General features: G+C 61.0%; 25 protein-coding genes. 11 read left to right on the top strand and 14 right to left on the bottom strand.

From position 1 onward, the window contains the following. Positions 1-131: 131 nt before the first annotated feature. The 3 genes from cpxP (at position 132) to ACK3SD_RS17200 (ending at position 3,337) form a co-directional block, all read left to right on the top strand. The gene (cpxP, locus tag ACK3SD_RS17210) at positions 132-662 is read left to right on the top strand and encodes a cell-envelope stress modulator CpxP (RefSeq protein ID WP_137764737.1); all 531 of its coding nucleotides are present in this window, start codon (positions 132-134) and stop codon (positions 660-662) included. Between the two features lie 554 nt (positions 663-1,216). Beyond that, positions 1,217-2,179, top strand: a complete 963-nt coding sequence (gene pfkA / locus ACK3SD_RS17205; protein WP_481126280.1) for a 6-phosphofructokinase — start codon at positions 1,217-1,219, stop codon at positions 2,177-2,179. Between the two features lie 171 nt (positions 2,180-2,350). Further along, positions 2,351-3,337, top strand: coding sequence for a sulfate ABC transporter substrate-binding protein (locus ACK3SD_RS17200; protein WP_481126279.1), 987 nt, complete (start codon positions 2,351-2,353; stop codon positions 3,335-3,337). 59 nt (positions 3,338-3,396) lie between these two features. On the opposite strand, the gene tpiA is transcribed toward ACK3SD_RS17200, so the two are convergent. Both tpiA and ACK3SD_RS17190 read right to left on the bottom strand, forming a co-directional pair. Then, positions 3,397-4,164, bottom strand: coding sequence for a triose-phosphate isomerase (gene tpiA / locus ACK3SD_RS17195; protein ID WP_137764734.1), 768 nt, complete (start codon positions 4,162-4,164; stop codon positions 3,397-3,399). 128 nt (positions 4,165-4,292) lie between these two features. Next, the gene (locus ACK3SD_RS17190) at positions 4,293-4,898 is read right to left on the bottom strand and encodes a DUF1454 family protein (RefSeq protein ID WP_137764733.1); all 606 of its coding nucleotides are present in this window, start codon (positions 4,896-4,898) and stop codon (positions 4,293-4,295) included. 112 nt (positions 4,899-5,010) lie between these two features. Between ACK3SD_RS17190 and ACK3SD_RS17185 the strand changes: the two genes are divergently transcribed. Next, a complete protein-coding gene (locus ACK3SD_RS17185; protein ID WP_481126278.1) occupies positions 5,011-5,430 on the top strand; it encodes a DUF805 domain-containing protein in 420 nt (139 codons plus the stop codon). Here the strand turns inward: ACK3SD_RS17185 and fpr are convergent, their stop codons facing one another. Further along, positions 5,431-6,177 (bottom strand): ferredoxin--NADP(+) reductase, encoded by a 747-nt coding sequence (gene fpr, locus ACK3SD_RS17180; RefSeq protein ID WP_481126277.1) that lies wholly within the window; start codon positions 6,175-6,177, stop codon positions 5,431-5,433. A 293-nt stretch (positions 6,178-6,470) separates the two neighbouring features. Between fpr and emrD the strand changes: the two genes are divergently transcribed. Continuing rightward, positions 6,471-7,655, top strand: coding sequence for a multidrug efflux MFS transporter EmrD (emrD, locus tag ACK3SD_RS17175; RefSeq protein WP_481126276.1), 1,185 nt, complete (start codon positions 6,471-6,473; stop codon positions 7,653-7,655). A gap of 39 nt (positions 7,656-7,694) precedes the next feature. Here the strand turns inward: emrD and glpX are convergent, their stop codons facing one another. The 3 genes from glpX to ACK3SD_RS17160 form a co-directional block, all read right to left on the bottom strand. Beyond that, the gene (glpX, locus tag ACK3SD_RS17170; RefSeq protein ID WP_137764729.1) at positions 7,695-8,705 is read right to left on the bottom strand and encodes a class II fructose-bisphosphatase; all 1,011 of its coding nucleotides are present in this window, start codon (positions 8,703-8,705) and stop codon (positions 7,695-7,697) included. A gap of 98 nt (positions 8,706-8,803) precedes the next feature. Then, complete coding sequence (glpK, locus tag ACK3SD_RS17165) at positions 8,804-10,318, bottom strand: glycerol kinase GlpK (RefSeq protein WP_137764728.1); 1,515 nt, start codon at positions 10,316-10,318, stop codon at positions 8,804-8,806. Positions 10,319-10,356: 38 nt separating this feature from the next. Continuing rightward, complete coding sequence (locus ACK3SD_RS17160; RefSeq protein ID WP_481126275.1) at positions 10,357-11,208, bottom strand: MIP/aquaporin family protein; 852 nt, start codon at positions 11,206-11,208, stop codon at positions 10,357-10,359. Between the two features lie 529 nt (positions 11,209-11,737). Between ACK3SD_RS17160 and zapB the strand changes: the two genes are divergently transcribed. Beyond that, a complete protein-coding gene (gene zapB, locus ACK3SD_RS17155; protein ID WP_137764726.1) occupies positions 11,738-11,977 on the top strand; it encodes a septal ring assembly protein ZapB in 240 nt (79 codons plus the stop codon). A gap of 87 nt (positions 11,978-12,064) precedes the next feature. Here zapB and rraA read toward each other — a convergent pair whose 3' ends face one another. The 7 genes from rraA to priA all read right to left on the bottom strand — a co-directional run bounded on the left by rraA (position 12,065) and on the right by priA (position 20,015). Beyond that, positions 12,065-12,550 (bottom strand): ribonuclease E activity regulator RraA, encoded by a 486-nt coding sequence (gene rraA, locus ACK3SD_RS17150; RefSeq protein ID WP_137764725.1) that lies wholly within the window; start codon positions 12,548-12,550, stop codon positions 12,065-12,067. 96 nt (positions 12,551-12,646) lie between these two features. Continuing rightward, positions 12,647-13,567, bottom strand: a complete 921-nt coding sequence (locus ACK3SD_RS17145) for a 1,4-dihydroxy-2-naphthoate polyprenyltransferase (protein ID WP_481126274.1) — start codon at positions 13,565-13,567, stop codon at positions 12,647-12,649. 84 nt (positions 13,568-13,651) lie between these two features. Beyond that, the gene (gene hslU / locus ACK3SD_RS17140) at positions 13,652-14,983 is read right to left on the bottom strand and encodes an HslU--HslV peptidase ATPase subunit (RefSeq protein ID WP_481126273.1); all 1,332 of its coding nucleotides are present in this window, start codon (positions 14,981-14,983) and stop codon (positions 13,652-13,654) included. Positions 14,984-14,995: 12 nt separating this feature from the next. Beyond that, positions 14,996-15,526, bottom strand: coding sequence for an ATP-dependent protease subunit HslV (hslV, locus tag ACK3SD_RS17135; RefSeq protein WP_137764722.1), 531 nt, complete (start codon positions 15,524-15,526; stop codon positions 14,996-14,998). A gap of 99 nt (positions 15,527-15,625) precedes the next feature. Beyond that, positions 15,626-16,462: a cell division protein FtsN gene (ftsN, locus tag ACK3SD_RS17130; RefSeq protein WP_481126272.1), complete on the bottom strand. Its 837-nt coding sequence runs from the start codon at positions 16,460-16,462 to the stop codon at positions 15,626-15,628. Between the two features lie 65 nt (positions 16,463-16,527). Beyond that, the gene (cytR, locus tag ACK3SD_RS17125) at positions 16,528-17,556 is read right to left on the bottom strand and encodes a DNA-binding transcriptional regulator CytR (protein ID WP_481126271.1); all 1,029 of its coding nucleotides are present in this window, start codon (positions 17,554-17,556) and stop codon (positions 16,528-16,530) included. A 260-nt stretch (positions 17,557-17,816) separates the two neighbouring features. Beyond that, a complete protein-coding gene (gene priA / locus ACK3SD_RS17120; protein ID WP_481126270.1) occupies positions 17,817-20,015 on the bottom strand; it encodes a primosomal protein N' in 2,199 nt (732 codons plus the stop codon). A 207-nt stretch (positions 20,016-20,222) separates the two neighbouring features. Here priA and rpmE point away from each other — a divergent pair, with 207 nt between their 5' ends. After that, a complete protein-coding gene (gene rpmE, locus ACK3SD_RS17115) occupies positions 20,223-20,438 on the top strand; it encodes a 50S ribosomal protein L31 (RefSeq protein WP_137764718.1) in 216 nt (71 codons plus the stop codon). 98 nt (positions 20,439-20,536) lie between these two features. Here rpmE and metJ read toward each other — a convergent pair whose 3' ends face one another. Further along, positions 20,537-20,854, bottom strand: coding sequence for a met regulon transcriptional regulator MetJ (metJ, locus tag ACK3SD_RS17110; protein WP_137764717.1), 318 nt, complete (start codon positions 20,852-20,854; stop codon positions 20,537-20,539). 123 nt (positions 20,855-20,977) lie between these two features. Between metJ and ACK3SD_RS17105 the strand changes: the two genes are divergently transcribed. The 4 genes from ACK3SD_RS17105 (at position 20,978) to metF (ending at position 25,904) form a co-directional block, all read left to right on the top strand. Beyond that, positions 20,978-21,037, top strand: a complete 60-nt coding sequence (locus tag ACK3SD_RS17105; RefSeq protein WP_370465602.1) for a hypothetical protein — start codon at positions 20,978-20,980, stop codon at positions 21,035-21,037. Positions 21,038-21,168: 131 nt separating this feature from the next. Then, positions 21,169-22,329, top strand: a complete 1,161-nt coding sequence (metB, locus tag ACK3SD_RS17100) for a cystathionine gamma-synthase (protein ID WP_137764716.1) — start codon at positions 21,169-21,171, stop codon at positions 22,327-22,329. A gap of 2 nt (positions 22,330-22,331) precedes the next feature. Beyond that, positions 22,332-24,767, top strand: coding sequence for a bifunctional aspartate kinase/homoserine dehydrogenase II (locus ACK3SD_RS17095; RefSeq protein ID WP_481126269.1), 2,436 nt, complete (start codon positions 22,332-22,334; stop codon positions 24,765-24,767). Between the two features lie 234 nt (positions 24,768-25,001). Next, the gene (metF, locus tag ACK3SD_RS17090; protein WP_481126268.1) at positions 25,002-25,904 is read left to right on the top strand and encodes a methylenetetrahydrofolate reductase; all 903 of its coding nucleotides are present in this window, start codon (positions 25,002-25,004) and stop codon (positions 25,902-25,904) included. Positions 25,905-25,947 lie beyond the last annotated feature (43 nt).

Here is a 25,947-nt window from a genome sequence, read left to right as displayed (position 1 = left end):
AATACGTCATCAATTGTTGGCATTCCATGACTTTACGAAGTTTTACATGCCCTGACGCATGTTTGCAGCTGCACCTCTACACTGCTCTACATCGAACAACGAATCGTCAACTGCGTCAGGAGAGTTCATCGATGCATAAGGTCACCCCGTTAGTGTTAGCCACCCTGCTGCCGCTCTCCACTGGCATGGCATGGGGCGCTGAGACAGCGGCTGGGGAGCCTGCCTGGCATCATAACGACTCCCTGCTTAAGAACGGTTACGTTAATAATGAAATGATGTTTGATGGCGTCAGCCTGACGGAAGAGCAGCGCCAGCAAATGCGAGATTTAATGCATCAGGCACGGCGCGATCTGCCCCGTATCAATGTAGCTGAAATGGAAACCATGCATAGACTGATCATTGCGAAAGACTTTGATCAGAATGCAGTTCAGGCGCAGGCCGAAAAGATGGCGCGGGAGCAAGTCGCCCGCCAGGTTGAGATGGCTCGGGTGCGTAACCTGATGTACAACCTGCTGACCGATGACCAGAAAGCCGTACTGGCGCACCGCCACCAGCAACGGATGGACCAATTGCAGCAGATGCAACAAACACAGCAACACAACGCCCAACGAATGAGTGAGTTGCAACCGACTTCTGCCCAGAAGCTGAGTACCAAAGAGTAGTACCCTGTTTTTTCCTTGCCATAGACACCATCCCTGTCTTCCCCGCCTTCGGGCGGGTTTTTTTTATCCTTTTTTCATGAACCCGGTTAGGAAATATTCCCTATACAGGGGCGCATTAAACCGCCTGATTACTATGCAATACGGTCAGTGTGGGGTGCTTTTCAGGCTAGGATTAGTGCTATTCTTATAGCAACATCAAACCACAGAACAGGGTATGATACCCCTATTCCCCGCCTGTTCCCGGCGGGCGTTCAGTCCGGTTAGGCTACACATATCATGGTTTACATCCTGTCTGCAGCGATGCAGGCACGGCAAGGACGCCAAGAGAGATTAGCAAGTTTTTACCAGGAAAAGTTTTTGGGCGCTGGTTATGGCGAGCGAGAGAGCAGGCAGTGGGCCAACCCTGCCAGAGCGTGACCTGAATCAATTCAGCCTGGGCTTTTTGGTATACTATTCCTGACCCATGGTCCGTTCATTTTCTGTACGGCTCGGCGCGCGTATAATCAGCGAGATAAGATTTTTAAGAAATTGCATCTACAAGTTCAGAGGTAGTCATGATCAAAAAAATTGGTGTACTGACGAGTGGCGGCGACGCCCCAGGTATGAATGCTGCGATCCGTGGTGTTGTGCGTGCCGCATTGACCGAAGGGCTGGAAGTTTTCGGTATCTATGACGGCTACCTCGGCTTGTACGAAGATCGCATGGAAAAACTGGACCGTTATAGCGTCTCTGACATGATCAACCGTGGCGGCACCTTCCTGGGTTCCGCGCGCTTCCCGGAGTTCCGTGACGAGGCGGTGCGCGCCAAAGCCATTGAGAACATGAAAAAGCGCGGCCTTGACGCGCTGGTGGTCATCGGCGGTGACGGCTCCTACATGGGGGCAAAACGCCTGACCGAAATGGGCTTCCCCTGCATCGGCCTGCCGGGCACCATCGATAATGACGTGGCTGGCACCGACTACACCATCGGTTACTTTACCGCGCTGGAGACCGTGGTCGAGGCGATTGACCGCCTGCGCGACACCTCCTCCTCCCACCAGCGTATCTCCATCGTGGAAGTGATGGGCCGTTACTGTGGCGACCTGACGCTGGCGGCGGCAATTGCTGGCGGTTGCGAGTTCATCGTGCTGCCGGAAGTGGAGTTCACCCGTGACGATTTGGTGGCAGAGATCAAAGCTGGCATCGCCAAAGGGAAGAAACATGCCATCGTCGCCATCACCGAGCACATCTGTGACATCGACGAACTGGCGCGCCATATCGAAAGCGAAACCAAACGCGAAACCCGCGCGACGGTGCTGGGCCACATCCAGCGCGGTGGGGCACCGGTTGCCTACGACCGTATTCTGGCCTCGCGCATGGGTGCCTTCTCCATCGAACTGCTGTTGCAGGGATACGGCGGCCGCTGCGTCGGCGTCCAGAATGAGAAGCTGGTACACCATGACATCATCGATGCCATCGAGAACATGAAGCGTCCGTTCAAATCTGATTTGCTGGAAACGGCGAAAAAGCTCTACTGATCCCTTTCGTGTCATGAAACCTCCCGCCCGGGAGGTTTTTTTTCGCCTTTCAACTGCTTATTCCAAAAAAACATAGCGGCGATCTTTTTATTCTTTAATCCTGTCTGCGCTTTCTGGCAGGCTTGTCATCAGAATTCACACTTCGCGATGAGAGACTGGGAGAACGTGACAATGCGTAAATGGGGAGCAGGGCTAGTATTGATGCTGGCAGCAACAGGTGCGTTAGCGAAAGATATTCAATTGCTGAACGTCTCTTACGATCCCACGCGGGAGTTCTATCAGGAGTACAATCAGGCTTTCAGTAAGTACTGGCAGCAGAAGACCGGCGACCACGTGACCGTGCGTCAGTCCCACGGCGGCTCTGGCAAGCAGGCAACCTCGGTGATCAACGGGATTGAGGCGGACGTAGTGACGCTGGCGCTGGCCTATGACGTCGATGCCATCGCTGAGCGCGGCCGCATTGAGAAGGACTGGATCAAGCGCCTGCCGGACAACTCCGCCCCTTACACCTCGACCATCGTGTTCCTGGTGCGCAAGGGCAACCCGAAACAGATTCATGACTGGCCTGATTTGATCAAGCCGGGCGTGGCCGTCATCACCCCGAACCCGAAAACCTCTGGCGGTGCACGCTGGAACTACCTGGCCGCCTGGGGCTATGCCCTGCACCAGAACAACAATGACCAAGCCAAGGCGCAGGACTTTGTGCAGGCGCTGTATAAAAATGTGCAGGTGCTGGACTCCGGCGCACGCGGCGCGACCAACACCTTTGTGGAGCGCGGCATGGGGGATGTGCTGATCGCCTGGGAGAATGAGGCGCTGTTGGCGGTGAAGGAGCTGGGCACTGATCAGTTTGACATCGTGACGCCGAGCGAGTCGATTCTGGCTGAACCTACGGTTTCGGTGGTGGATCGCATCGTGGAGCGCCGCCAGACCCGCGAGGTGGCAGAGGGCTACCTGAAGTATCTCTACAGCCCAGAGGGTCAGACCATCGCGGCCCAGAACTACTATCGCCCGCGTGATCCGGCCGTGGCCGCCAAATTTGCCAATGAATTCCCGAAACTGAAACTGTTTACCGTGGATTCACTGGGCGGCTGGACGGCATTGCAGAAAGAGCACTTCGCCACGGGCGGTGTGTTTGACCAGATCACCCGTCGCTAAGCCAGACGCAAACCAAAAAAAACCCCGCCATGCGGGGTTTTTTTATGGGCGCGAGATAATTACGCGCGTTTGGCTTCTGCGGCGGCCTTAACGATCACCGCGAAGGCGTCGGCCTTCAGGGAAGCACCGCCAACCAGCGCACCATCGATGTCCGGCTGGGTGAACAGCTCAGCGGCGTTGCCCGCGTTGACGGAACCGCCGTACTGGATGATGACCTTGGCAGCCACGTCAGCGTCTTGCTTGGCGATGTGGTCACGGATGAACTTGTGGACGGCCTGCGCCTGCGCCGGGGTGGCGGATTTGCCGGTGCCGATGGCCCAGACTGGCTCATAGGCGATCACGGTGTTTTCGAAAGCTTGCGCGCCCAGGCTGTTCAGCACGGCGTCCAGCTGTTTGGCGCACACGGCTTCAGTTTCGCCGGCTTCGTTTTCCGCTTCGGTCTCACCGATGCAGAGTACCGGGATCAGGCCAGCTTCTTTCAGCACACCAAATTTCTTGGCGATAAACTCATCGCTCTCTTTGTGGTAAGTGCGACGCTCGGAGTGGCCGATGATGATGTACTGCGCGCCGATGTCTTTCAGCATCTCGGCAGAGGTTTCGCCAGTAAAGGCACCAGAGAGGTTCACGCCTACATCCTGTGCACCCAGGGCGATGCGGCTGCCAGCCAGCTGGTGGCGGGCCAGATCCAGGTAGAGTGCCGGAGGTGCAATCGCAACGCCGCAACCATCGACGTCGCTCAGCTCTTTACGCAGCCCTGCGATCAGTTCGTTAACCATCTGGGTACTGCCATTAAGTTTCCAGTTACCCATTACTAAGGGATGACGCATTGTTTAATCCTCCAAGCTGAGACACAAGATTCGACTAAAATGACTGCCTTACAGGCAATTTACCTGCCCACCAGTATAAAGACGATCGCCGCAAAAGGCTTTGCTTTTCGTCATGGCTGGCGGCTTCTTTACCCTTCTGCCAGCGCGAGTTTCACCGGTTCGACGGCGAAGGTCAGCCCCTTCTCGCCATTGTCTGACACCACATAGCGGATGGCGCCGACCTGATGCTGGTAGAACTGCTGCCCCTTGCCGGCCTCCAGCAGCTCCGCCACCCTGGCGGTGCTCTGCTCGACATTCAGCGTCGGCTCAAACTCCCGCATCAGCGCCGCCATGTAGTTGATGGCCGTGGCGCGCGCCGCTTTCTCCTCATTGCCCTGGATCGGCAGATAGGTGATTTGCAGGGTTTTGATCTTGCCGGATCCCTTCTCCAGCGCGGTCGAGGCGTAGAGATTCTCATTGATCTTGCTGGCGGCGCGCGTCAGCATCGCGTTCGGCTCGGTATCCGGGATGGAGCGGAATTCGGTGATCGGCAGCGACGGGTTCTGTGCGTTGTAGGTTTCGCGGAACTTCACCACCGTCATGTCAAAGGTGGGCGCGCCGTTGAGCAGATAGGGGGCTTTCGGCATCTCATTGCTGAGCGCGCTGCGGTCAGCGTCTGGCGGATCGGCCAGAACGCGTGGTGCGGCACTCAACGCCAGCACGGTGGCCAGCAGGGGGATCAGGGCTGTTTTCATGGCATCGCAAAAGGTGGCTGGACTCTGTGCCGATTAAACCGGGATTCAGGGGCAAATGTCAAAAAAGCCGCGCCGGGTTACACTGTCGGCTGGATGATAATGGGAGCGCAGCATGGGTATACAGGCGTGGGCCTTTTCTTTTCGTGGCCGGCTGGGACGGCGGGATTTCTGGGTGTGGCTGGTGCTCTGGCTGGTGGTGATGGCCGGGGCGTTTGCGGCGGCGTCGCGCGGGTGGCTGGCGATCCAGTCCGCGGCCTTTTTGATTGTATTCCTGCTCTGGCCGACGGCGGCGGTATTGGTGAAGCGGCTGCATGACCGCAACCGCGCTGGCAGTTGGGCGCTGCTGCTGATTCTGGCGTGGATGCTGGCCGCCGGCAATTGGCAGATGATGCCCGCGCTGGCGGCCTGGACGCTGGGCCGGCTGCTGCCAGCGGTGATTTTTGTGCTGATGCTGGTGGAGTGTGGTTTTCTGGCGGGCACGGCGGGCGATAACCGTTTCGGGCCGCCCGCCGTGCCCGTGCGCTACCGGTAGTTACCAGTAGTGCTCGCTGGTGATATGGCCGGGCTTGCGGCGCAGGTGCTTGCGCATCTCGCGGCTCTCTTTCAGCAGCTGCTGGGTATCACGCACCATCTGTGGGTTGCCGCACAGCATGATATGGCTGCTGTCGGCATCCATCGTCAGGCCGACCGCCGCCTCCAGCGCACCGCTCTCAATCAGCGCTGGCACCCGGCCCGTCAGGGAGCCGGGCACCGTCTCGCGGCTGACCACCGTCTGGATCTTTAGCTTGCCGTTGAACTGGCGCTGTAGCTGCTGCATCAGCGGCAGGTAGCTCAGATCGCGGGCGTAGCGCGCGGCATGTACCAGCACGATGTGGTCGAAGCGCGCCAAATCACGCCCCTCCTGCAAAATCGAGAGGTAGGGGCCGATGGCGGTGCCGGTCGCCAGCATCCAGAGCGTGCGGCACTCGGGAATCTCCTCCAGCACAAAGAACCCGGCCGCCTCTTTGGTCACCATCAGCTCGTCGCCGGGTTGCAGGGCGGCCAGACGCGGGCTGAGCTTGCCCTCTGGCACCGTCACCAGATAGAACTCCAGATTGTCGTCGCTGGGCGCATTAACGTAGGAGTAGGCACGCTGCACGCGCTCGCCCTCAATCTCCAGCGCCAGCTTGGCGAACTGCCCGGCGGTGAAGGGATCGACCGGCGCATTGACGATGAGGCTGAAGAGACCGTCTGTCCAGCGTTCTACCCGTGTGACCTTTCCTGTTACCCACTCAGCCATGGTGTCATTGCTCCTCATTATCTGGCGGCCGTGTCCGACGCGCTGTTAAGCGTTTGATTCAATTCCTGCCTCTGGTGGATCGATGTTAGGTGATCTTGCCGCGAACAATTATCGATTAAATGGGATGGGCCTACCTTGCCAGCAGGCGCGTACAACCTGCTTTACAGGGCTGGAGAGGCGGCCTGACAGCGGCAGAAAAGACAAATGCGCCGGAGGTTTTAACATTTCGCCGCCTTTTGGTAGCGTGTGCGCCCAATTTCCGGCCTTTGCTGATGCTCACCTGCTGATTGACAATGAAAAACCTCGAAAACCTGCCATTGATGGCGATGCTGATTTTACTGGTGGCCGTCGGCCAGATGGCACAGACCATCTATGTACCCACTATCGCCGACATGGCGCAGAGCCTGAGCGTGCCTGCCGGCGCGGTGCAGCGCGTGATGGCGGCCTATCTGGTGACCTATGGTTTCTCCCAGCTGATTTATGGGCCGCTCTCAGATCGCCTTGGCCGTCGGCCGGTGATCTTCGCCGGGATGCTGATTTTCCTGCTTGGCGCGGCGGGCGCGATGCTGGCCCCCAGCCTGAACCTGCTGATCGCCGCCGCGGCGGTTCAGGGGATGGGCACCGGCGTGGCCGGGGTGATGGCGCGCACCATGCCGCGCGATCTCTATGCGGGTAGCGCTCTGCGGCAGGCCAACAGCCTGCTGAACATGGGGATTCTGGTCAGCCCGCTGCTCGCGCCGCTGATTGGCGGGGCGCTGGCGGACGCCTTTGGCTGGCGCGCCTGTTTCGCCTTCCTGCTGCTGCTGTGCAGCGGCGTGGCGATCTGCATCTGGCGCGGTATGCCGGAGACCCGTCCGGCGGGGCAGGCACCGCGCGCGCTGTTCAGCGCGTTCCGGCCGCTGCTGGCGGATGGCACCTTCAGCCGCTATCTGGTGATGCTGGTGGGCGCGCTGGCGGGCATCGCGGTGTTTGAGGCGAGCTGCGGCGTGCTGATGGGCGGCGTGCTGGGGCTGAGCAGTCTGGCCGTCAGCCTGCTGTTCATCCTGCCGCTACCGGCGGCCTTTTTCGGTGCATGGTTTGCTGGCAAGTCCGACGCGCCCTTCCACCAGTTGATGTGGTACGCAGTGCTGAGCTGTCTGGCGGCTGGCGCGTTGATGTGGTTGCCCGGCTGGTTTGGCATGATGAATGTTTGGACGCTGATCGTGCCAGCGGCGCTGTTCTTCTTCGGCGCGGGGATGCTGTTCCCGCTGGCGACCACTGGCGCGATGGAGCCGTTTCCCTATCTGGCTGGCGCGGCCGGGGCGCTGCTGGGCGGCGTACAGAATATGGGATCGGGGCTAGTGGCGTGGCTGTCGGCGCTGTTGCCACAGGGCGGCCAGTTCAGCCTTGGGCTGCTGATGTTTGCGATGGGTGTGCTGATGCTGCTCTGCTGGTGGCCGATGGCTGACCGGGCGCAGGAAGCGGGCGACGCCGCCTGATGCCGGGCCGGCAGGGGCAACCCCCGCCGGCCGGGAAGGTTACAGGATGTAGGGGTGCAGCGCCGGGTCTTTGCGCTCCAGATAGTGGGTCGAGGTGATGCGGCGGATGGTGCGCGACTTGCCACGGATCAGCAGGGTTTCAGTGGTCGCCATCGTGCCCTTGCGGCGGATGCCCGCCAGCAGATCGCCCTCGGTGATGCCGGTTGCGGCAAAGATCACGTTATCATTGCGCGCCATCTCATCCAGCGGCAGTACCCGGTTGGCCTCAATGCCCATCTCCTGACAGCGCGCCAGCTCCTGCTCGCCGATGCGGCGGTTCTCTTCATTCTCCCCCTTCACCTGATGGCGCGGCAGCAGCCGGCCCTGCATGTCGCCATCCAGCGCGCGGATCACCGCCGCCGAAATCACGCCCTCCGGCGCGCCGCCGATGCCATACATCACATCCACTTCGCTCTCCGGCATACAGGTGAGAATGGAGGCCGCCACGTCACCGTCTGGGATGGCAAACACCTTCACCCCCAGTTGCTGCAATTGGGCGATCGTCTGGTCATGGCGCGGCTTCGCCAGAATCACCACCGTCAGGTCAGCCAGTGGCTTGTTGAGCGCCGTGGCAACGTTGCGCAGGTTTTGCTCCAGCGGCAATGCGAGATCGATGCAGCCGCGCGCGCCGGGGCCAACCACCAGCTTCTCCATGTACATGTCCGGCGCGTGCAGGAAGGTGCCGCGATCGCCCACCGCCAGCACTGCCAACGCATTGGCCTGACCCATCGCGGTCATGCGCGTGCCCTCAATCGGGTCAACGGCGATGTCCACCGCGTCGCCACGGCCGGTGCCGACCTGCTCACCGATATAGAGCATCGGTGCCTCGTCGATCTCTCCCTCGCCGATGACAATCCGGCCATCAATCTCCACGTTATTCAGCATGATGCGCATGGCATGGACGGCCGCGCCGTCGGCGGCATTTTTGTCGCCGCGGCCCAGCCATTTATAGCCGGCAAGGGCGGCGGCTTCGGTGACGCGGGAAAACTCGATGGCTAATTCACGTTTCATGGCAAACCTGTTGTGCTGGGGAAAAGATGCGCAGCAGTGTAGCACAGGGGGAGGGGGCAAAAAGCAGACTCCCCGAGGCGGGGAGTCTGGTGGGCAGGTTACTCGTCGTGCTCTTCCCAGGACTGGGCGCGGGCGACCGCCTTTTTCCAGCCAGCGTAGCGGTAGTTGCGCTCGGTGGTTTCGATGCTTGGGCGGAACTCGCGCTCCACCACCGATTTGGCGCGTACCTCCTCCAGATCTTTCCAGAAGCCAACCGCCAGGCCCGCCAGATAGGCCGCGCCGAGGGCCGTCACCTCACGCACTTCCGGGCGCTCCACCCGCGTGCCGAGAATGTCAGACTGGAACTGCATCAGGAAATTATTCGCCACCGCGCCGCCATCCACGCGCAGGGTTTGCAGGCGGGTGCCAGCGTCTGCCTGCATCGCTTCCAGCACGTCGCGGGTCTGGTAGGCGATCGACTCCAGCGTGGCGCGGATGATGTGGTTGGCATTGGCGCCACGCGTCAGGCCGAACAGCGCCCCGCGCGCATAGGGGTCCCAGTAGGGCGCGCCAAGGCCGGTGAAGGCTGGCACCATGTAGACGCCGTTGCTGTCTTTCACCTTCAGGGCGAAGTATTCGGAGTCCGCCGAGTCGCTGATCAGCTTCATCTCGTCACGTAGCCACTGGATGGCCGCGCCGCCGATAAACACCGCGCCCTCCAGGGCGTAGTTCACCTCGCCGCGCGGGCCGCAAGCAATGGTGGTCAGCAGGCCGTGGGTGGAGGTCACCGCCTCGGTGCCGGTATTCATCAGCATGAAGCAGCCGGTGCCGTAGGTGTTTTTCGCCATGCCCGGTTGGACGCAGAGTTGGCCATACAGCGCCGCCTGCTGGTCACCGGCGATGCCGGCAATCGGGATGCGGGTGCCGCCCTTGCCGCCAATGTTGGTCTGGCCGTAGATCTCGGAGGAGGATTTCACCTCCGGCAGCATCTCACGCGGGATGTCCAGAATGTCCAGCATACGCTGGTCCCACTCCAGTTTGTGGATGTTGAACATCATAGTGCGCGAGGCGTTGGTGTAATCGGTGATGTGCACCCGGCCTTGGGTCATTTTCCATACCAGCCAGGTGTCGACGGTGCCGAACAGCAGTTCGCCGCGCTTGGCGCGTTCGCGCGCGCCCTCGACGTGGTCGAGGATCCACTTCACCTTGGTGCCGGAGAAGTAGGGGTTAATCACCAGCCCGGTGGTGTGCTGGATGTACTCCTCCAGCCCCTCTTTTTTCAGCCGGGCGCAGTAGTCCGCGGTGCGCGGGTCTTGCCAGACGATGGCGTTGTAGATCGGCTTGCCGCTCTCTTTGTCCCAGACGATGGCGGTTTCACGCTGGTTGGTGATACCGAGTGCAGCAATCTGGTCGGAACGGATGTCAGCGTGCGCCAGCACCTCCACCAGCGTGGAACTCTGTGATGCCCAGATGTCCATCGGGTCGTGCTCAACCCAGCCGGCTTTAGGATAGATTTGGGTAAACTCACGTTGTGAGACCGCTACGATATTGGCGTCATGATCGAGAACCACTGCGCGGGAGCTGGTTGTGCCCTGATCCAGAGCGACAATGTATTTCTTTTCTGGCGTCATCATAATTATCCTGCAAAAAGTTAACCGGGAACGCGTTATCGTTACGCTTTGCGCTGTGTCGTCGGGGACGGCGGTGCCGCTTCGGCGTCTGGCTCGCAAATCTCACACGGCAGGTGGCGGCCAATCAGCGCACGGTAACCGAATGCACCGAGGGATGCGCCCACCAGCGGGCCAAAGATCGGCACCAGACAGTAGGGAATGCTCATGCCGCCAGTCAGGGCCACTTTGCCCCAGCCGGCAAAAAAGGCAAACAGTTTCGGGCCGAAGTCACGCGCCGGGTTGAGGGCAAAACCGGTCAGCGGGCCCATCGAACCGCCGATCACCGCAATCAGCAGGCCAATCAACAGCGGGGCCAGCGGGCCGCGCGGCACACCGTTGCCATCATCGGTCAGCGCCATGATCAGGCAGACCAGAATGGCGGTGATCACTGTCTCCACCAGAAACGCCTGCATGATGGAGATGTGCGGGTTCGGGTAGGTGGAGAAGATGCCAGCCAGGTCGAGGCTCTCGACGCTGCCGCGCACCATATTGTGGCCCTGCTCATAGACAAAGAACAGGTTGTAGTAGAGGCCGTAGACCAACGCGGCGGCGCAGAAGGCCCCCAGCAGCTGGGCGACAATGTAGGGGGCCACCTTGCGGCCATCGAAGCAGGCGAACAGCCAGAGCGCGATGGTGATGGCCGGATTGAGGTGCGCGCCAGAGATGGCGGCAGTCATGTAGACCGCCATGGCGACGCCCAGGCCCCAGATGACGCTGATCTCCCACTGGCCGAAACTGGCGCCGGCCAGCTTCATCGCCGCCACACAGCCGGCGCCGAAGAAGATGATCAGGCCGGTGCCGAGGAACTCAGCGATGCATTGGCCTTTTAGGGTAGTGCTGGTTAACTGGCTCATAGTGAAGTCCTACGGAGGGTAAGGGTCATTGGTTATTGTTAGTTCGCTGCGGTGTAACAAAGGTTAATCGAAATAGGTGCTCATTCTATAAATGAGTGCATATTGTGAATTTATCGTTAACGAGCAGAAACGAGAAATAGCGAACTTAAAATGTGTGTGGTGTGTCATAAAAATGAGCGAATTCGAGTGATTTTATCGCCAATTCACCCCATTCGCGCATCGGTAAACCGGTCACCTGAAGCCGCTTCGCTTTTCTGTGGGGCGCCCCGTGCCCTGCTTTTGGCCCGCACGGGTTTCTGGCTGCAGACAAAATGTTCGGCTCACCCCGCTTTACGCCGGGATGCGGCTAGACAGGGGCAGGGTAGCTACATACAATCGTTTTTATTCAAGCGGCGCGCCGAGCTGATTCAGCCGCAGCGTTTCGAAAAGGGCGCTTGTTTTTGAAAGCAAACCCGTTTGCTGCCTCTGCATCCGACGGAGTGGACGACACGACAAGATGTACGCCTTACGAACATAAGAGGATTTAAGAATGTCATTTGAAGTTTTTGAGAAATTAGAAGCGAAAGTCCAGCAGGCGATTGACACTATCACCCTGCTGCAAATGGAAATTGAAGAACTGAAAGAGAAGAACAACTCGCTTTCTCAAGAAGTTCAACATGCAGGCCACCACCGTGAATCGCTGGTGCGTGAGAACGAGCAGCTGAAAGAAGAGCAGCACGTCTGGCAGGAACGCCTGCGGGCGCTGCTGGGAAAAATGGAGGAGGTCTGATCTCCTCGCACCCGACGACTGCCGTTGAGGTGTAAAGTCAGAACAAAAAAGGCGCTCCGGGAGCGCCTTTTTGTTGCCTGTCATACCTCACTCGAGGTCGAGCGGGTCTTCGGACAGGATAATGCCGGTGTTGTCGGCATAGAGATGATCGCCGGAGAAGAAGGTGACGCCGCCGAAGTTGACTCGGATGTCGCTCTCGCCGATGCCCTCGCTGGCCGCGCCAGCCGGGATGGCCGCCATCGCCTGAATGCCGATGTCCAGCTCCTCAAGGTCATCCACCTGGCGCACCGCGCCGTAGACCACAATGCCTTCCCACTCGTTCTGGGTCGCCAGTCGCGCCAGCTCCGCATTGATCAGCGCCCGGCGTACCGAACCCCCGCCATCCACCAGCAGCACACGGCCACGGCCATTCTCTTCCAACAGGTCATAGAGCAGCCCGTTATCTTCGAAGCATTTCACGGTGGTGATCTGCCCGCCAAATGAAGTACGTCCACCAAAATTGGAGAACAGTGGTTCAACGACATTCACCTCTTCATGATAAATATCGCACAGTTCGGAAGTATCGTATTTCATAGGATTAACGTCTGGTTGATGCAGGAATTTTTAGTATATCCCTTTCTGGCGAATGTTGGCAAAATCATCAATTGTTAACCATGTCTTAAGCCAGAATTAAATGCTCAGCACCACACCGAGGGCAAACAGCACATTGGCCAGCAGGGCGGTTTTCACCATCTGCTCCAGCATCGGCCGCATCGCCTCTGCCTGCGGTTGCTGCAACACATCGCGGCCGTGCGTCCACAGGCGCGGCAACGCCAGCACAAACAGCCAGCCCCACGGGCTGTGCAGGTAGAAGAGGGCGAACAGCGCGAAGCAGAGCGCTGACCCCGCCAACAGCAGCGCGTGGTAGAGCCGCCCCTTGCGCGCGCCGAGCCGCACCGCCAGCGTGTGCTTGCCGTTGGCCGCATCGCTCTCAATGTCGCGCAAATTATTGATGTTTAATACCGCTGCCGCCAGCAGGCCGCAGGCGGTGGCGGGCAGGAAGACCACGCCATCCAGCTGGTGGGCTTGCAGGTAGTAGGTGCCAGCGACGCTGATCCAGCCAAAGAAGATCAGCACCGACAGGTCGCCCAGCCCGCGATAGCCGTAGGGCTTGGAGCCGACGGTGTAAGTGATGGCTGCGCCGATGGAGAGCAGGCCGAGCAGCACGAAGCCCAGCACGTCCTGCGGCGAGCGGCAGGCCACGGCAATCAGCGCAATGCCGGAGGCGAGTGACAGCAGCACCGCCAGCAGCAGCGCGCGCCGCATCTGCGCCGCCGAGATCAGCCCCTTCTGCATCCCGCGCAACGGCCCGAGGCGATCGGGCGTGTCGCTGCCCTTGGCTGCGTCGCCATAATCATTCGCCAGATTGGAGAGAATTTGCAGTAGGCCGGCGGTCAGCAGCGCCAGCAGCGCGGTCGGGAAGTCAAAATGGTGGTGCCAGGCGGCGAGGGCCGAACCGGCAACGATGGAGGAGAAGGCCAGCGGAAGGGTGCGGGGACGCAAGCTTTCCAGCCAGGCTTTCGCCGGGGTGGTGTGGAAGTATTCGTTCATTATTCGCTTCTGCCAAAAGGGGAACCCCATACAACTCAGGGAGGCCGAAGCCTCCCTGATTCAGGATGGGACAGTTGGCGCGAATTATAGGATAAAGCGGCTCAAATCTTCATCTGCTACCAGCTGATCCAGGTGTTTCCCGACATATTCCGCATCAATTGCGAAGCTTTCGCCGCTTTTCTCGCTCGCATCGTAGGAGATATCTTCCATCAGACGCTCCAGCACGGTGTGCAGGCGGCGCGCACCGATGTTCTCGGTAGTCTCGTTCACCTGCCAGGCCGCTTCCGCGATACGGCGGATGCCGTCTTGGGTGAACTCAACCTTCACGCCCTCGGTCGCCATCAGCGCCTTGTACTGCTCGGTCAGCGAGGCACTCGGCTCAGTCAGGATGCGCTCAAAATCGCCGGTCGACAGCGCCTGCAACTCTACGCGAATCGGCAGGCGGCCCTGCAGTTCCGGGATCAGGTCGGACGGGTTGGCGGTCTGGAACGCGCCGGAGGCGATGAACAGGATGTGGTCAGTCTTCACCATGCCATGCTTGGTGGAGACGGTGCAGCCCTCAACCAGCGGCAGCAGGTCGCGCTGGACACCCTCGCGGGAGACGTCCGGGCCGGAGGTCTGGCCGCGCTTACAGATTTTGTCGATCTCGTCGATGAACACGATACCGTGCTGCTCCACCGCTTCAATCGCCTGCTCTTTCAGCTCTTCTGGATTCACCAGCTTCGCCGCTTCCTCTTCGATCAGCAGCTTCATCGCTTCTTTGATCTTGATTTTACGCGGTTTATGCTTCTGCCCGGCCAGGTTCTGGAACATGGACTGGAGCTGGTTGGTCATCTCCTCCATGCCCGGTGGGGCCATGATCTCCATGCCCTGCGGGGCGGCGGCCAGATCGATCTCGATCTCTTTGTCATCCAGCTGGCCTTCACGCAGCTTTTTGCGGAAGGATTGACGGGCCGCGGACGGCTCCTCTTTCTCATCCGGCACGCCCCAGTTGTTTTTGGCGCGCGGCACCAGCACGTCCAGAATGCGCTCTTCTGCCAGTTCTTCCGCACGGTAGCGGTTTTTGTCGATGGATTGCAGGCGCACCATCTTCACGGCGGCGTCCGTCAGGTCACGGATGATGGAGTCCACTTCCTTGCCGACGTAGCCCACTTCGGTGAACTTGGTCGCTTCTACCTTGATGAACGGCGCGTTGGCGAGTTTTGCCAGACGGCGGGCAATCTCGGTCTTGCCGACGCCGGTCGGGCCGATCATCAGAATGTTTTTCGGGGTAACTTCATGGCGCAGCGCCTCATCGAGCTGCATCCGGCGCCAGCGGTTACGTAAGGCGATGGCGACGGCGCGCTTCGCTTTGTCCTGGCCGATGATGTAGCTGTCTAATTCGCTGACAATCTCGCGCGGGGTCATTTCAGACATGGTATTCGGTCCTTACGCTTTGGAAGGCAATTCTTCGATGGTATGGAACTGGTTGGTGTAGATGCAGATATCACCTGCAATCCCCAGTGACTTTTCGACGATCTCACGGGCGCTCAGCTCGGTGTTCTCCAGCAGGGCGCGGGCGGCGGATTGAGCATACGGGCCGCCGGAGCCGATGGCGATCAGGTCATTCTCTGGCTGTACCACGTCGCCGTTGCCGGTGATGATCAGCGAGGCGTTCTCGTCCGCCACGGCCAGCAGGGCCTCAAGGCGGCGCAGCATACGGTCGGTACGCCAATCTTTCGCCAGTTCCACGGCGGCCTTGACCAGGTGGCCCTGATGCATCTCCAACTTGCGCTCAAACAGTTCGAACAGGGTGAAGGCATCTGCCGTGCCCCCGGCGAAACCGGCAATCACTTTGTCATTATAGAGACGGCGGACTTTGCGCACGTTGCCCTTCATGACGGTGTTTCCCAGGGTTGCCTGGCCATCGCCACCAATTACCACTTGGCCATTACGGCGCACACTTACAATTGTTGTCACGAGCAAACCCTCGTTGCAGTCGAAAAAGGCCCCCAGGAGAGGGATTCACCGATCTCCTGGGGCATATTGAAAATATAGATGGGGGGGGATTGGGGCTTTTCAACCCCCGGCAGCGAGGGGAATGCAGCCGGACATACCGGCGGCGCGCAGCCGTTGCAGGGATTTGTCCGCCGCCGCGCGGGTGCTGTATGGCCCCAGCACTACGCGGTTCCAGCCGCCGCTGGCGGTGATGCGGCTCTCGATGCCCTCAAAGGCGAGCTGGGCCTGTACCGACTCCGCCTGCCCACCGGTGCGGAAGGAGCCGCACTGTACCATCCAGCGTTGGGCCTTCTCTTTCGGCTTCTCTGGCTTGGTCTGGGCCGTCACCGGCGCGCTGGCTGGCGCCTGCGCCTGCGGCTTCGGTTGGCTCTTCGGCTGCGTCGGCTGCGGCTGCACCGTTTGCTGGCGCGGCAGGCTGTTGGCAACCGGCGGCAACGCCTGGGATTTCATGTGGGCCTGCGGCTGCACCGGATCGTTGTACGGCACCTCTGACAGCTGGGTCGGCTGCTGGCGCATGTCGGCCTGCATCTGCTCCAGCAACTGGCGCTGCTCCGGCGTCAGTTCGGTCTGTGACTTCACCTCGCCGCCAGCGGAAGGCTCGGTGGGCGACAGCACGCCAATCTGCCGGTTCTCCAGCTCCTTGATATAGCGCCAGCGCTCCTCCGGCTTCGGCGGCAAGCCGTTGCCCGGATGGGTGGTGTGCGCCGGTAGCAGCGGGGCCGCGTCATCGGATTTATTGTGGGTGATGAAGTAGAGGCCGCCGACAAAGGTCACCACGACCGCAACGGCCAGCGCCACCATGGTTTTGGAGATTCCACTGGAACTCTTTTTCTTTCGGCCGGGGGCTTTCCGCCGCGCTCCTGCGCGCCCGCGACCTACATAGTCTCTCTGTGCCACTCTCGTTTCGCTGTGTCGTGATGGTGAATGAAGTCGGTCATGTTACTGAACCCTAAAATGTTTGACTAGCGCTTAGGCACTGCAGTGCTGCCACGCACCACCAATTCGCTGTCGAGCAGCCGGGAGCCGCTCTGCACCGCGTGGCCCTGCAACTGCTCCAACAGCAGCAGCATCGCCTGACGGCCGAGCTGGAAGCGCGGCTGGGCGACGGTGGTGAGCGGCGGGTCGCTGTACTGGCAGAGGCGGATGTCATCAAAGCCCACCAGCGACACATCATAGGGCACGCGCAGCCCCATTTTTTTCGCCTGCGAGAGTGCGCCAATCGCCATCATATCGTTGTGGCAGAAGATGGCAGTCGGCGGCTGCGGCAGCGCCATCAGGGTGGCGAGCGCCTGCGCGCCGGCCTCATAGCTGAAGTCGCCGCGCACCACGTAGTGGCTCTCCACCGACAGGTTATTGCGGCGCAGCGCCTGCACATACCCTTGCAGGCGGTAGTGGCAGAGCGGCATGGTCTCCGGCCCGGCGATGCAGGCGATGCGCTGGTGCCCGAGCCGGTGCAGGTAGTGCACGGCCTCAAAGGCGGCGGTGAGGTTGTCGATGTGCACCGTCGGCAGCTCCAGCTCCGGCGCGAACTCATTTGCCATCACCATTGGCGGCAGGTTGCGCTGCTCCTCCTTGCTGGCGTCAAACGGCAGGTTGGAGCCGAGCAGCAACATCCCATCAATCTGCTTGGTGATGATCAAATTGATGAAGGTCTTCTCCTCCTGCTGCTGCTGGGCGCAGTCGCCAATCAGCACCAGATAGCCATGCTCGGCGGCGGTGCGCTCAATGCCCTGGATGACGTCGGCGAAGAAGGGATCGCTGATGTCCGGCACAATCACCAGAATGGTGCGGGACTCGCTGCGTTTGATATTGCGGGAGAGGGCATGGGGGGAGTACCCAACGGCCAGCACCGCCTGCTCAACCTTCTGCCGGGTCAGGGCGGAGACCTTTTCAGGATTCATGAGAGCGCGGGAGACGGTCGCGGTGGAGACCCCGGCCCGCTCCGCCACATCCTTCATGGTTGCCATCGGGACTTCTTTCTTCACTTCCAACGCGTCTCTCCTTGCACCGGCGGCAGGCCAGCGCGACTACCTGAAAAATCATGCTGCCGCGCCATGGTGGGCGGGCAACGTCTCATTTTGTGGCTCATGCCCGGTTCCCTTAGGCTGAAAGTGTCACGGCAGGGTGGTGACATCACCCCATTCTAAACAGTTTGCGGCTGAGATTTATTACCTAATTTGCATGAAAAGTGTGACGAGTGAATACTTTTACGACGCACCCCGCAACTTTTATGGTGTTAATCCCTGCGCTGTCAACCATCGATGGGATCGACATCCACAGACCATTTCACCTTACGCGACGCTGGCAGGGCGGCGATCTGCGGCGCGGTGTGCGCCATCAGCTGTTGCAAGGCACGGCGTGTCGGATGCTGCAACAGCAGTTGCCAGCGGAAGCGCCCGCCGCGCTTGGGTTGCAGCGCTGGCACCGGGCCAAGCACCCACAGCGACTCATCGCGCAGCGGGCTGGCTTCGAACAGGGCGCGCAACGCCTGCAGGAACTCTGCCGCCTGCTGGTTATCGTGATCTTCGGCGCGGATCAGGATATGGCTGGTAAAAGGCGGCAAAAAGACGCTTTTGCGCTCGGCCAGCGTCTGGCGCGCAAAGGCGTCATACCCCTGCTGGAGCAGAATCTGCAACAGCGGGTGCTCCGGGTGGTGGGTTTGCAGAATCACCTCGCCCTGCTTGCCAGCGCGCCCGGCGCGGCCAGAGACCTGGGTGTAGAGCTGGGCGAAGCGCTCGGCGGAGTGGAAGTCGCCGGAGAAGAGCGCGCCATCCACATCCAGCAGCGACACCAGCGTCACGTCCGGGAAGTGGTGGCCCTTCGCCAGCATCTGGGTGCCGATCAAAATGCGCGCGCCGCCACGGTGGACATCGGCCAGGTGCTGCTCCAGCGCACCCTTGCGGCTGGTGGTGTCGCGGTCGATGCGCGTGATGGGCGTCAGCGGGAACATCTCCGTCAGCTCATGCTCCAGCTGTTCGGTGCCGACGCCTACCGGCACCAACTGGGTGGAGCCGCACTGCGGGCACTGGTAGGGCACGCGGCGCTGGCTGTCGCAGTGGTGGCAGCGCAACTGGCGCAGGTGCTGGTGCAGGGTATAGTAGTGGTCGCAGCGCTGGCACTCGGCGATCCAGCCGCACTCGTGGCAGAGCAGCGCCGGGGCGTAGCCGCGTCGGTTGAGGAACAGCATCACCTGATTGCCAGCCGCCAGATGCTCGCCCATGCGCTTGAGCAGTGGCTGGGAGAGGCCGGACTTCAGCGGCAGCCCCTTTAGGTCGAGCAGGTGCTGCGCCGCCGGTCGGGCGTTACCGGCGCGACGGGCGAGGGTGAGCTGGCGGTACTTGCCGCTCTGCACGTTGTGCAGCGTCTCCAGCGCGGGCGTGGCGGAGCCAAGCACAATCGGCACGTTTTCGGCGTGCGCGCGCCACACCGCCAGGTCACGCGCATGGTAGCGCCACCCCTCCTGCTGCTTGTAGGAGCTGTCATGCTCCTCATCAATAATGATGATGCCCAGCCGGGCAAAGGGGGTAAAGAGGGCGGAGCGGGTGCCGATGACAATTGCCGCCTCACCGCTGCGTGCACGCACCCAGGCCGCCAGCCGCTCATTGTCATTCAACCCGGAGTGCAGCACCTCCACCGGCGCGCTGAAACGCTCGCGGAAGCGGGCGATGGTCTGCGGCGTCAGGCCGATCTCCGGCACCAGCACCAGCGCCTGTTTGCCAGCGGCGAGGATATTCTCCAGCACGCTCAAATAGACTTCGGTCTTGCCGGAGCCGGTCACGCCAGCCAGCAGCCAGCCGGTGAAGTGCTCATCCTCGCTGCGGATCGCGCCGACCGCGGTGGCCTGCTCGGTGTTCAGCCGCAGCCGCTCGCCCAGCACCTGGAAGCCGGGCCGCCAGTCTGCCACCCCTGCCGCCACGGCGCGCAGGTCGGCCAGCCCCTTGGCGCGCAGTGCCTGCAACGCTGGCTCGGTCACGCCCGCCTCCGCCACCTGATCGCGCCATACCGGCCCTTGCAGCAGTGCCGCCAGCGCCTGCTGCTGCTTGGGCGCGCGCTTGATGCTCTCCGGGGGCGTCTGCTGGCCGCTCTCGGTGGCGAACCACTGCCAGCGCGGCGGCAGTTCCGCCTCCTTGCCCTGACGCAACAGCACTGGCAGGGCGTGGGACAGCACCTCGCCAATCGGGAAGTGGTAGTAGCCGGCGGCCCAATGCAGCATCCGCCACATCTGTGGGCTGAACAGGCTGCCGTGATCCAGCACCGCCTGCACCGGCTTGAGCTGCTCACGCGGCAGTTCGCTCTTTTCGCTGACGCCGACCGCAATCCCTACCGCCTGCCGCTTGCCAAAGGGCACCAGCACGCGCGCCCCGGCGACGACGGGCGGCATATCGTCAGGCAACAGATAGTCAAAGGTGCGGTTGAGGGGAACGGGCAGGGCAGTATGAACGACAGGCATCAGGTGTCCGGACTGTTAAAAAATGTCGAGATAGTGTACACTGTGTCCCTCAAAATGTGTGGGTGCGATTGCATCGGCCGGTCACTTTCTGTATGATTCGCCGCCTTTGATACATTTTGATGTTATCAAAACCTAATTTTATCCACTACGCGTGGTGTCTGGCGAAACAGGGCTGGATAGCGACGCGGCCTTAACTGAGGTTTTCCCATGAAACAAGGTATTCACCCGAAATACGAAGCCGTTACCATCACTTGCACCTGTGGTAACGTCATCAAAACCCGCTCTACCATGAGCCACGACCTGAACCTGGACGTGTGCAGCGCATGCCACCCGTTCTACACTGGTAAGCAACGTGACGTGGCTACCGGTGGTCGTGTTGACCGCTTCAACAAGCGTTTCAGCGTACCGGGCGTTAAGAAGTAAGTTCTGCCCGTACGACGAAAAAGGCGCCCTTGGGCGCCTTTTTGCATTTCTGAGGCCAGCGACGCTGGCAGCACGGCAGGCCAGGCCCGCCGTGTGGCTCAATATTCCCAGGTATCCGGGTCCACGCCCAGTTCACGCATCATCACTTTCGCTTCTTCCGGGATCTCATCGCTGCGCTCTTTGCGCAGGTCATCATCATTCGGCAGCGGTTGGCCGGTAAAGGCGTGAAGGAAGGCCTCGCACAACAGCTCACTGTTGGTGGCGTGGCGCAGGTTGTTCACCTGGCGACGGGTGCGTTCATCCGTCAGGATCTTCAGCACTTTCAGCGGGATGGACACCGTGATTTTTTTGACTTGCTCGCTTTTTTTACCGTGTTCAGCGTAAGGGCTGACATATTCGCCGTTCCACTCAGCCATGGGACACCTTAAATTTGTCGGAAAAATATAAAATTCTAAAAACCGGCTGATTATGCCCGATCTTCACTGTTCTCACTAAACCAATCTTGATAAAAATCGCCGCAATCTGGCGCTACATCACTGTTGCGCCGCCGACCGAATGAAACCTGCCTGTCATGCCACGCACATTTGAAAACGCTATAATTTTAGCGGTTATTCCTGCTCTGCTCAATCTATACGCAAAGAAGTTTAGATGTCCAGATGTATTGACGTCTATTGCGCCTGCGATTAATCTTTAGGCCCTATCTTTCAGCATCCCGTCAGGGAGAGACCACATGACGCATAAGCAAGCAACCATCGCAGTACGCAGCGGCCTGAACGATGACGAGCAATATGGCTGCGTTGTCCCGCCCATCCATCTGTCCAGCACCTACAACTTCACCGACTTCAATGAGCCACGCGCCCATGACTACTCTCGCCGCGGCAACCCGTCGCGCGATGTGGTGCAGCGCGCGCTGGCGGGACTGGAGGGCGGCGCGGGCGCGGTGATGACCAGCAGCGGCATGTCGGCAATCCACCTGGTGTGCACCGTCTTCCTGAAGCCCGGCGATCTGCTGGTGGCCCCGCACGACTGCTACGGCGGCAGCTATCGCCTGTTTGACAGCCTGAGCAAGCGCGGCGCGTACCGGGTGCGTTTTGTGGATCAGGGTGATGAGGCGGCGCTGGCGGAAGCGTTGCAGGAGCAGCCGAAACTGGTGCTGATTGAGACCCCAAGCAACCCGCTGCTGCGCGTGGTAGACATCGAGGCGATTTGCCGTGCCGCCCACGCGGCTGGCGCGTTGACGGTGGTGGACAACACCTTCCTCAGCCCGGCGCTGCAACAGCCGCTGGCGCTGGGTGCGGATCTGGTGGTGCACTCCTGCACCAAATACCTGAACGGCCACTCTGACGTGGTGGCGGGTGCGGTAGTCGCCAAAGATCCGGCGCTGGCCACCGAGCTGGCGTGGTGGGCCAACAACATTGGCGTCACCGGCGCGGCCTTCGACAGCTATTTGTTGCTGCGCGGTATCCGTACCCTGTCGCCGCGTATCAAGCAGCAACAGGCCAACGCGCAGGCGATCGTTGACTATTTAGCCCAGCAACCGCTGGTGAAAAAGCTGTATCATCCCTCCCTGCCGGAGAATGCCGGGCATGAGATCGCCTGCCGCCAGCAGTCGGGCTTTGGCGCGATGCTAAGCTTCGAGCTGGATGGCGACGAGCCAACGCTGCGCCGCTTCCTGAAAGCGCTGCAGCTGTTCACGCTGGCCGAGTCGCTGGGCGGGGTCGAGAGCCTGATCTCCCATACCGCGACCATGACCCACGCTGGCATGGCGCCAGAAGCGCGTAAAGCGGCCGGGATCTCTGACAGCTTGCTGCGCGTCTCCGTGGGGCTGGAAGACAGTGAAGATTTGATTGCCGATCTGGAACAGGCCTTCCAGGCGGCGGCAACGAGGTAAACATGAATGCAATTGCGGTAGCAGCGCCGGCCGGAAGCCGGCAGTTACACAAATTTGGTGGCAGCAGCCTGGCGGATGCGAAGTGTTACCTGCGCGTCGCCGGGATCATGACGGAGTATGCGCAGCTGGGCGACATAATGGTGGTATCGGCAGCGGGCAGTACCACCAACCAGCTGATTAGCTGGCTGAAACTCAGCCAGAGCGATCGGCTCTCCGCCCATCAGGTGCAGCAGGCGTTGCGCCGTTACCAGAGCGAGCTGATCGCTGGCCTGTTGCCGCCAGCACAGGCCGAGGCGCTGACGGCGCAATTCATTCATGATCTGGAGCGTCTGGCGGGGTTGCTGGATGGCACCATCACCGAGGCGGTCTATGCCGAAGTGGTCGGCCACGGCGAGATCTGGTCGGCCCGCCTGATGGCGGCGGTGCTCAACACGCTGGATCACCCCGCCGCCTGGCTGGACGCGCGCGATTTCCTGCGCGCCGAGCGGGCGGCACAGCCACAGGTGGACGAGGGGCGCTCCTACCCGCTGCTGCAACAGTTGCTGGTGCAGCACCCGAACCAGTATCTGGTGGTGACCGGCTTTATCTGCCGCAATGACGCGGGCGAAACCGTGCTGCTTGGCCGCAACGGCAGTGACTACTCTGCCACGCAGATTGGCGCGCTGGCTGGCGTCAGCCGGGTGACCATCTGGAGCGACGTGGCTGGCGTCTACAGCGCCGACCCGCGCAAGGTAAAGGATGCCTGCCTGCTGCCGCTGCTGCGATTGGATGAGGCGAGCGAACTGGCACGCCTGGCCGCGCCAGTGCTGCACACCCGTACCCTACAGCCGGTCTCCGGCAGCGACATCGACCTGCAACTGCGCTGTAGCTACCAGCCGGAGCAGGGTTCGACCCGCATTGAGCGCGTGCTGGCCTCCGGCACGGGCGCAAAGATTGTCACCAGCCATGATGATATCTGTCTGGTGGAGTTCCAGGTGCCGCCGCAGCATGACTTTGCGCTGGCGCAGCGGGAACTGGATCTGGTGCTCAAGCGTGCGCAGATCAAGCCGCTGGCCACCGGCCTGCACCCGGATCGCAATCTGGTGCAGCTCTGTTACACCTCCGAGGTGGTAAATAGCGCCCTGCGCGTGCTGGAGGATGCTGGCCTGCCGGGCCAACTGCACCTGCGTGAGGGACTGGCGCTGGTGGCGCTGGTGGGGGCGGGCGTCTGCAAGAACCCGCTGCACAGCCACCGCTTCTATCAGGAGCTGAAAGACCAGCCAGTGGAGTTTGTCTGGCAGGCGGAGGATGGCATCAGTCTGGTGGCGGTACTGCGCGTCGGCCCGACCGAACACCTGATTCAGGGGCTGCACCACTCGCTGTTCCGTGCCGAGAAGCAAATCGGCCTGATGCTGTTTGGCAAAGGCAACATCGGGTCGCGCTGGCTGGAGCTGTTCGCGCGGGAGCAGAAGAATATCTCCGCCCGCAGCGGCTATGAGTTTGTGCTGGCTGGCGTGGTGGACAGCCGCCGCAGCCTGCTGAGCTACGACGGGCTGGACGCCAGCCGCGCGCTGGCCTTCTTTGATGATGAGGCGCGCGAGCACGATGAGGAGTCGCTGTTCCTCTGGATGCGCGCCCACCCCTACGACGATCTGGTGGTGCTGGATGTCACCGCCAGCGAGAACCTCGCCAACCAGTACCTGGACTTCGCTAGCTACGGCTTCCACGTCATCAGCGCCAACAAACTGGCTGGTGCGTCATGCAGCGACAACTATCGCCAGATCCGCGATGCCTTCGCCAAGACCGGCAGCCGCTGGCTTTACAACGCCACGGTCGGCGCTGGCCTGCCGGTCAACCACACGGTGCGTGACCTGCGTGACAGCGGCGACTCCATTCTGGCGCTCAGCGGCATCTTCTCTGGCACGCTGTCGTGGCTGTTCCTGCAATTTGATGGCACCGTGCCCTTCACCGAGCTGGTGGATCAGGCGTGGCAGCAGGGGCTGACCGAGCCAGACCCGCGTGACGATCTCTCGGGTCAGGACGTGATGCGCAAGCTGGTGATTCTGGCGCGTGAGGCGGGCTATGACATCGAGCCGAATCAAGTGCGCGTGGAGTCGCTGGTGCCGCCCCACTGCGCCGTTGGCAGCGTGGATCAGTTCTTTGAGAACGGCGACGCGCTGAATGAGCAGATGGTGCAGCGTCTGGAAGCCGCCAATGAGATGGGGCTGGTGCTGCGCTACGTCGCCCGCTTCGATGCCAACGGCAAGGCGCGCGTCGGCGTGGAAGCGGTGCGCCCGGAGCACCCGCTGGCCGCGCTGCTGCCGTGCGATAATGTGTTCGCGATTGAGAGCCGCTGGTATCGCGATAACCCGCTGGTGATCCGCGGGCCGGGCGCGGGCCGTGACGTCACCGCCGGGGCCATCCAGTCGGATCTCAACCGCCTCGCACGACTTCTCTAATTGATTCAACGCCTTCTGCCAGCGCGGTAGAAGGCGTTTTCTCCCCCAGCCCATTTCCCCTTGAATTTTTTTCACTTTGCGTGAAGATTAATCACGGAAACTACACATTATTCAGTTGACTCTTTGAGCAATCTCCGTCATTTTCTATCCATCCGTTTAGACGTCTAGACGCTTATGACGCTAACGATGAGAGAGCGGTGACAACGACAACGCAGTGATTGATGAGGTAGGGGCATGAGTTTTTTCCACGCAAACCAACGGGACGCGCTGAACCAAAGCCTGTCGGAGCTTCAGGGCCAATTTAATGTTTCCTTTGAGTTCTTCCCGCCGCGTACCAGCGAGATGGAAGAGACGTTGTGGAGCTCCATCGACCGCCTCAGCAGCCTGAAACCGAAATTCGTCTCCGTCACCTACGGCGCCAACTCCGGCGAGCGCGATCGCACCCACAGCATCATCAAAGGGATCAAGGATCGCACCGGGCTGGAAGCCGCCCCGCACCTGACCTGCATCGACGCCAGCCGTGACGAGTTGCGCCAGATCGCCCGCGACTACTGGGAGAGCGGCATCCGCCACATTGTGGCCCTGCGCGGCGACCTGCCCCCGCACGGCGGCAAGCCGGAGATGTACGCGACCGATCTGGTGGCGCTGCTGAAAGAGGTGGGGGACTTCGACATCTCGGTGGCCGCCTACCCGGAAGTGCACCCGGAGGCAAAAAGCGCACAGGCGGATTTGATCAACCTGAAGCGTAAAATCGACGCCGGTGCCAGCCGCGCCATCACCCAATTCTTCTTTGACGTGGAGAGCTACCTGCGCTTCCGTGACCGCTGCGTCACCGCCGGCATTGACGTAGAGATTGTGCCGGGCATCCTGCCGGTCTCCAATTTCAAGCAATTGCAGCGCTTCGCCACCATGACCAACGTGCGGGTGCCGCAGTGGATGACCCACATGTTCGAGGGGCTGGATGATGACCCGGAGACGCGCAAGCTGGTGGGCGCCAACATCGCGATGGACATGGTGAAGATCCTCAGCCGTGAGGGCGTGAAGGATTTTCACTTCTACACCCTGAACCGCGCCGAGATGAGCTACGCCATCTGCCACACGCTGGGCATTCGCCCGGCGGTGCCTGTCCACGCTTGATTCCCGCTTGCCACCGGGGCCGCCATGCGCGGCCCCGGCTGTT

The organism is Chimaeribacter sp. YP20170169 (assembly GCF_056739715.1).
The sequence above is the reverse complement of the archived record's forward strand: the minus strand, read 5'-3'. Positions and strand labels throughout refer to the sequence as shown.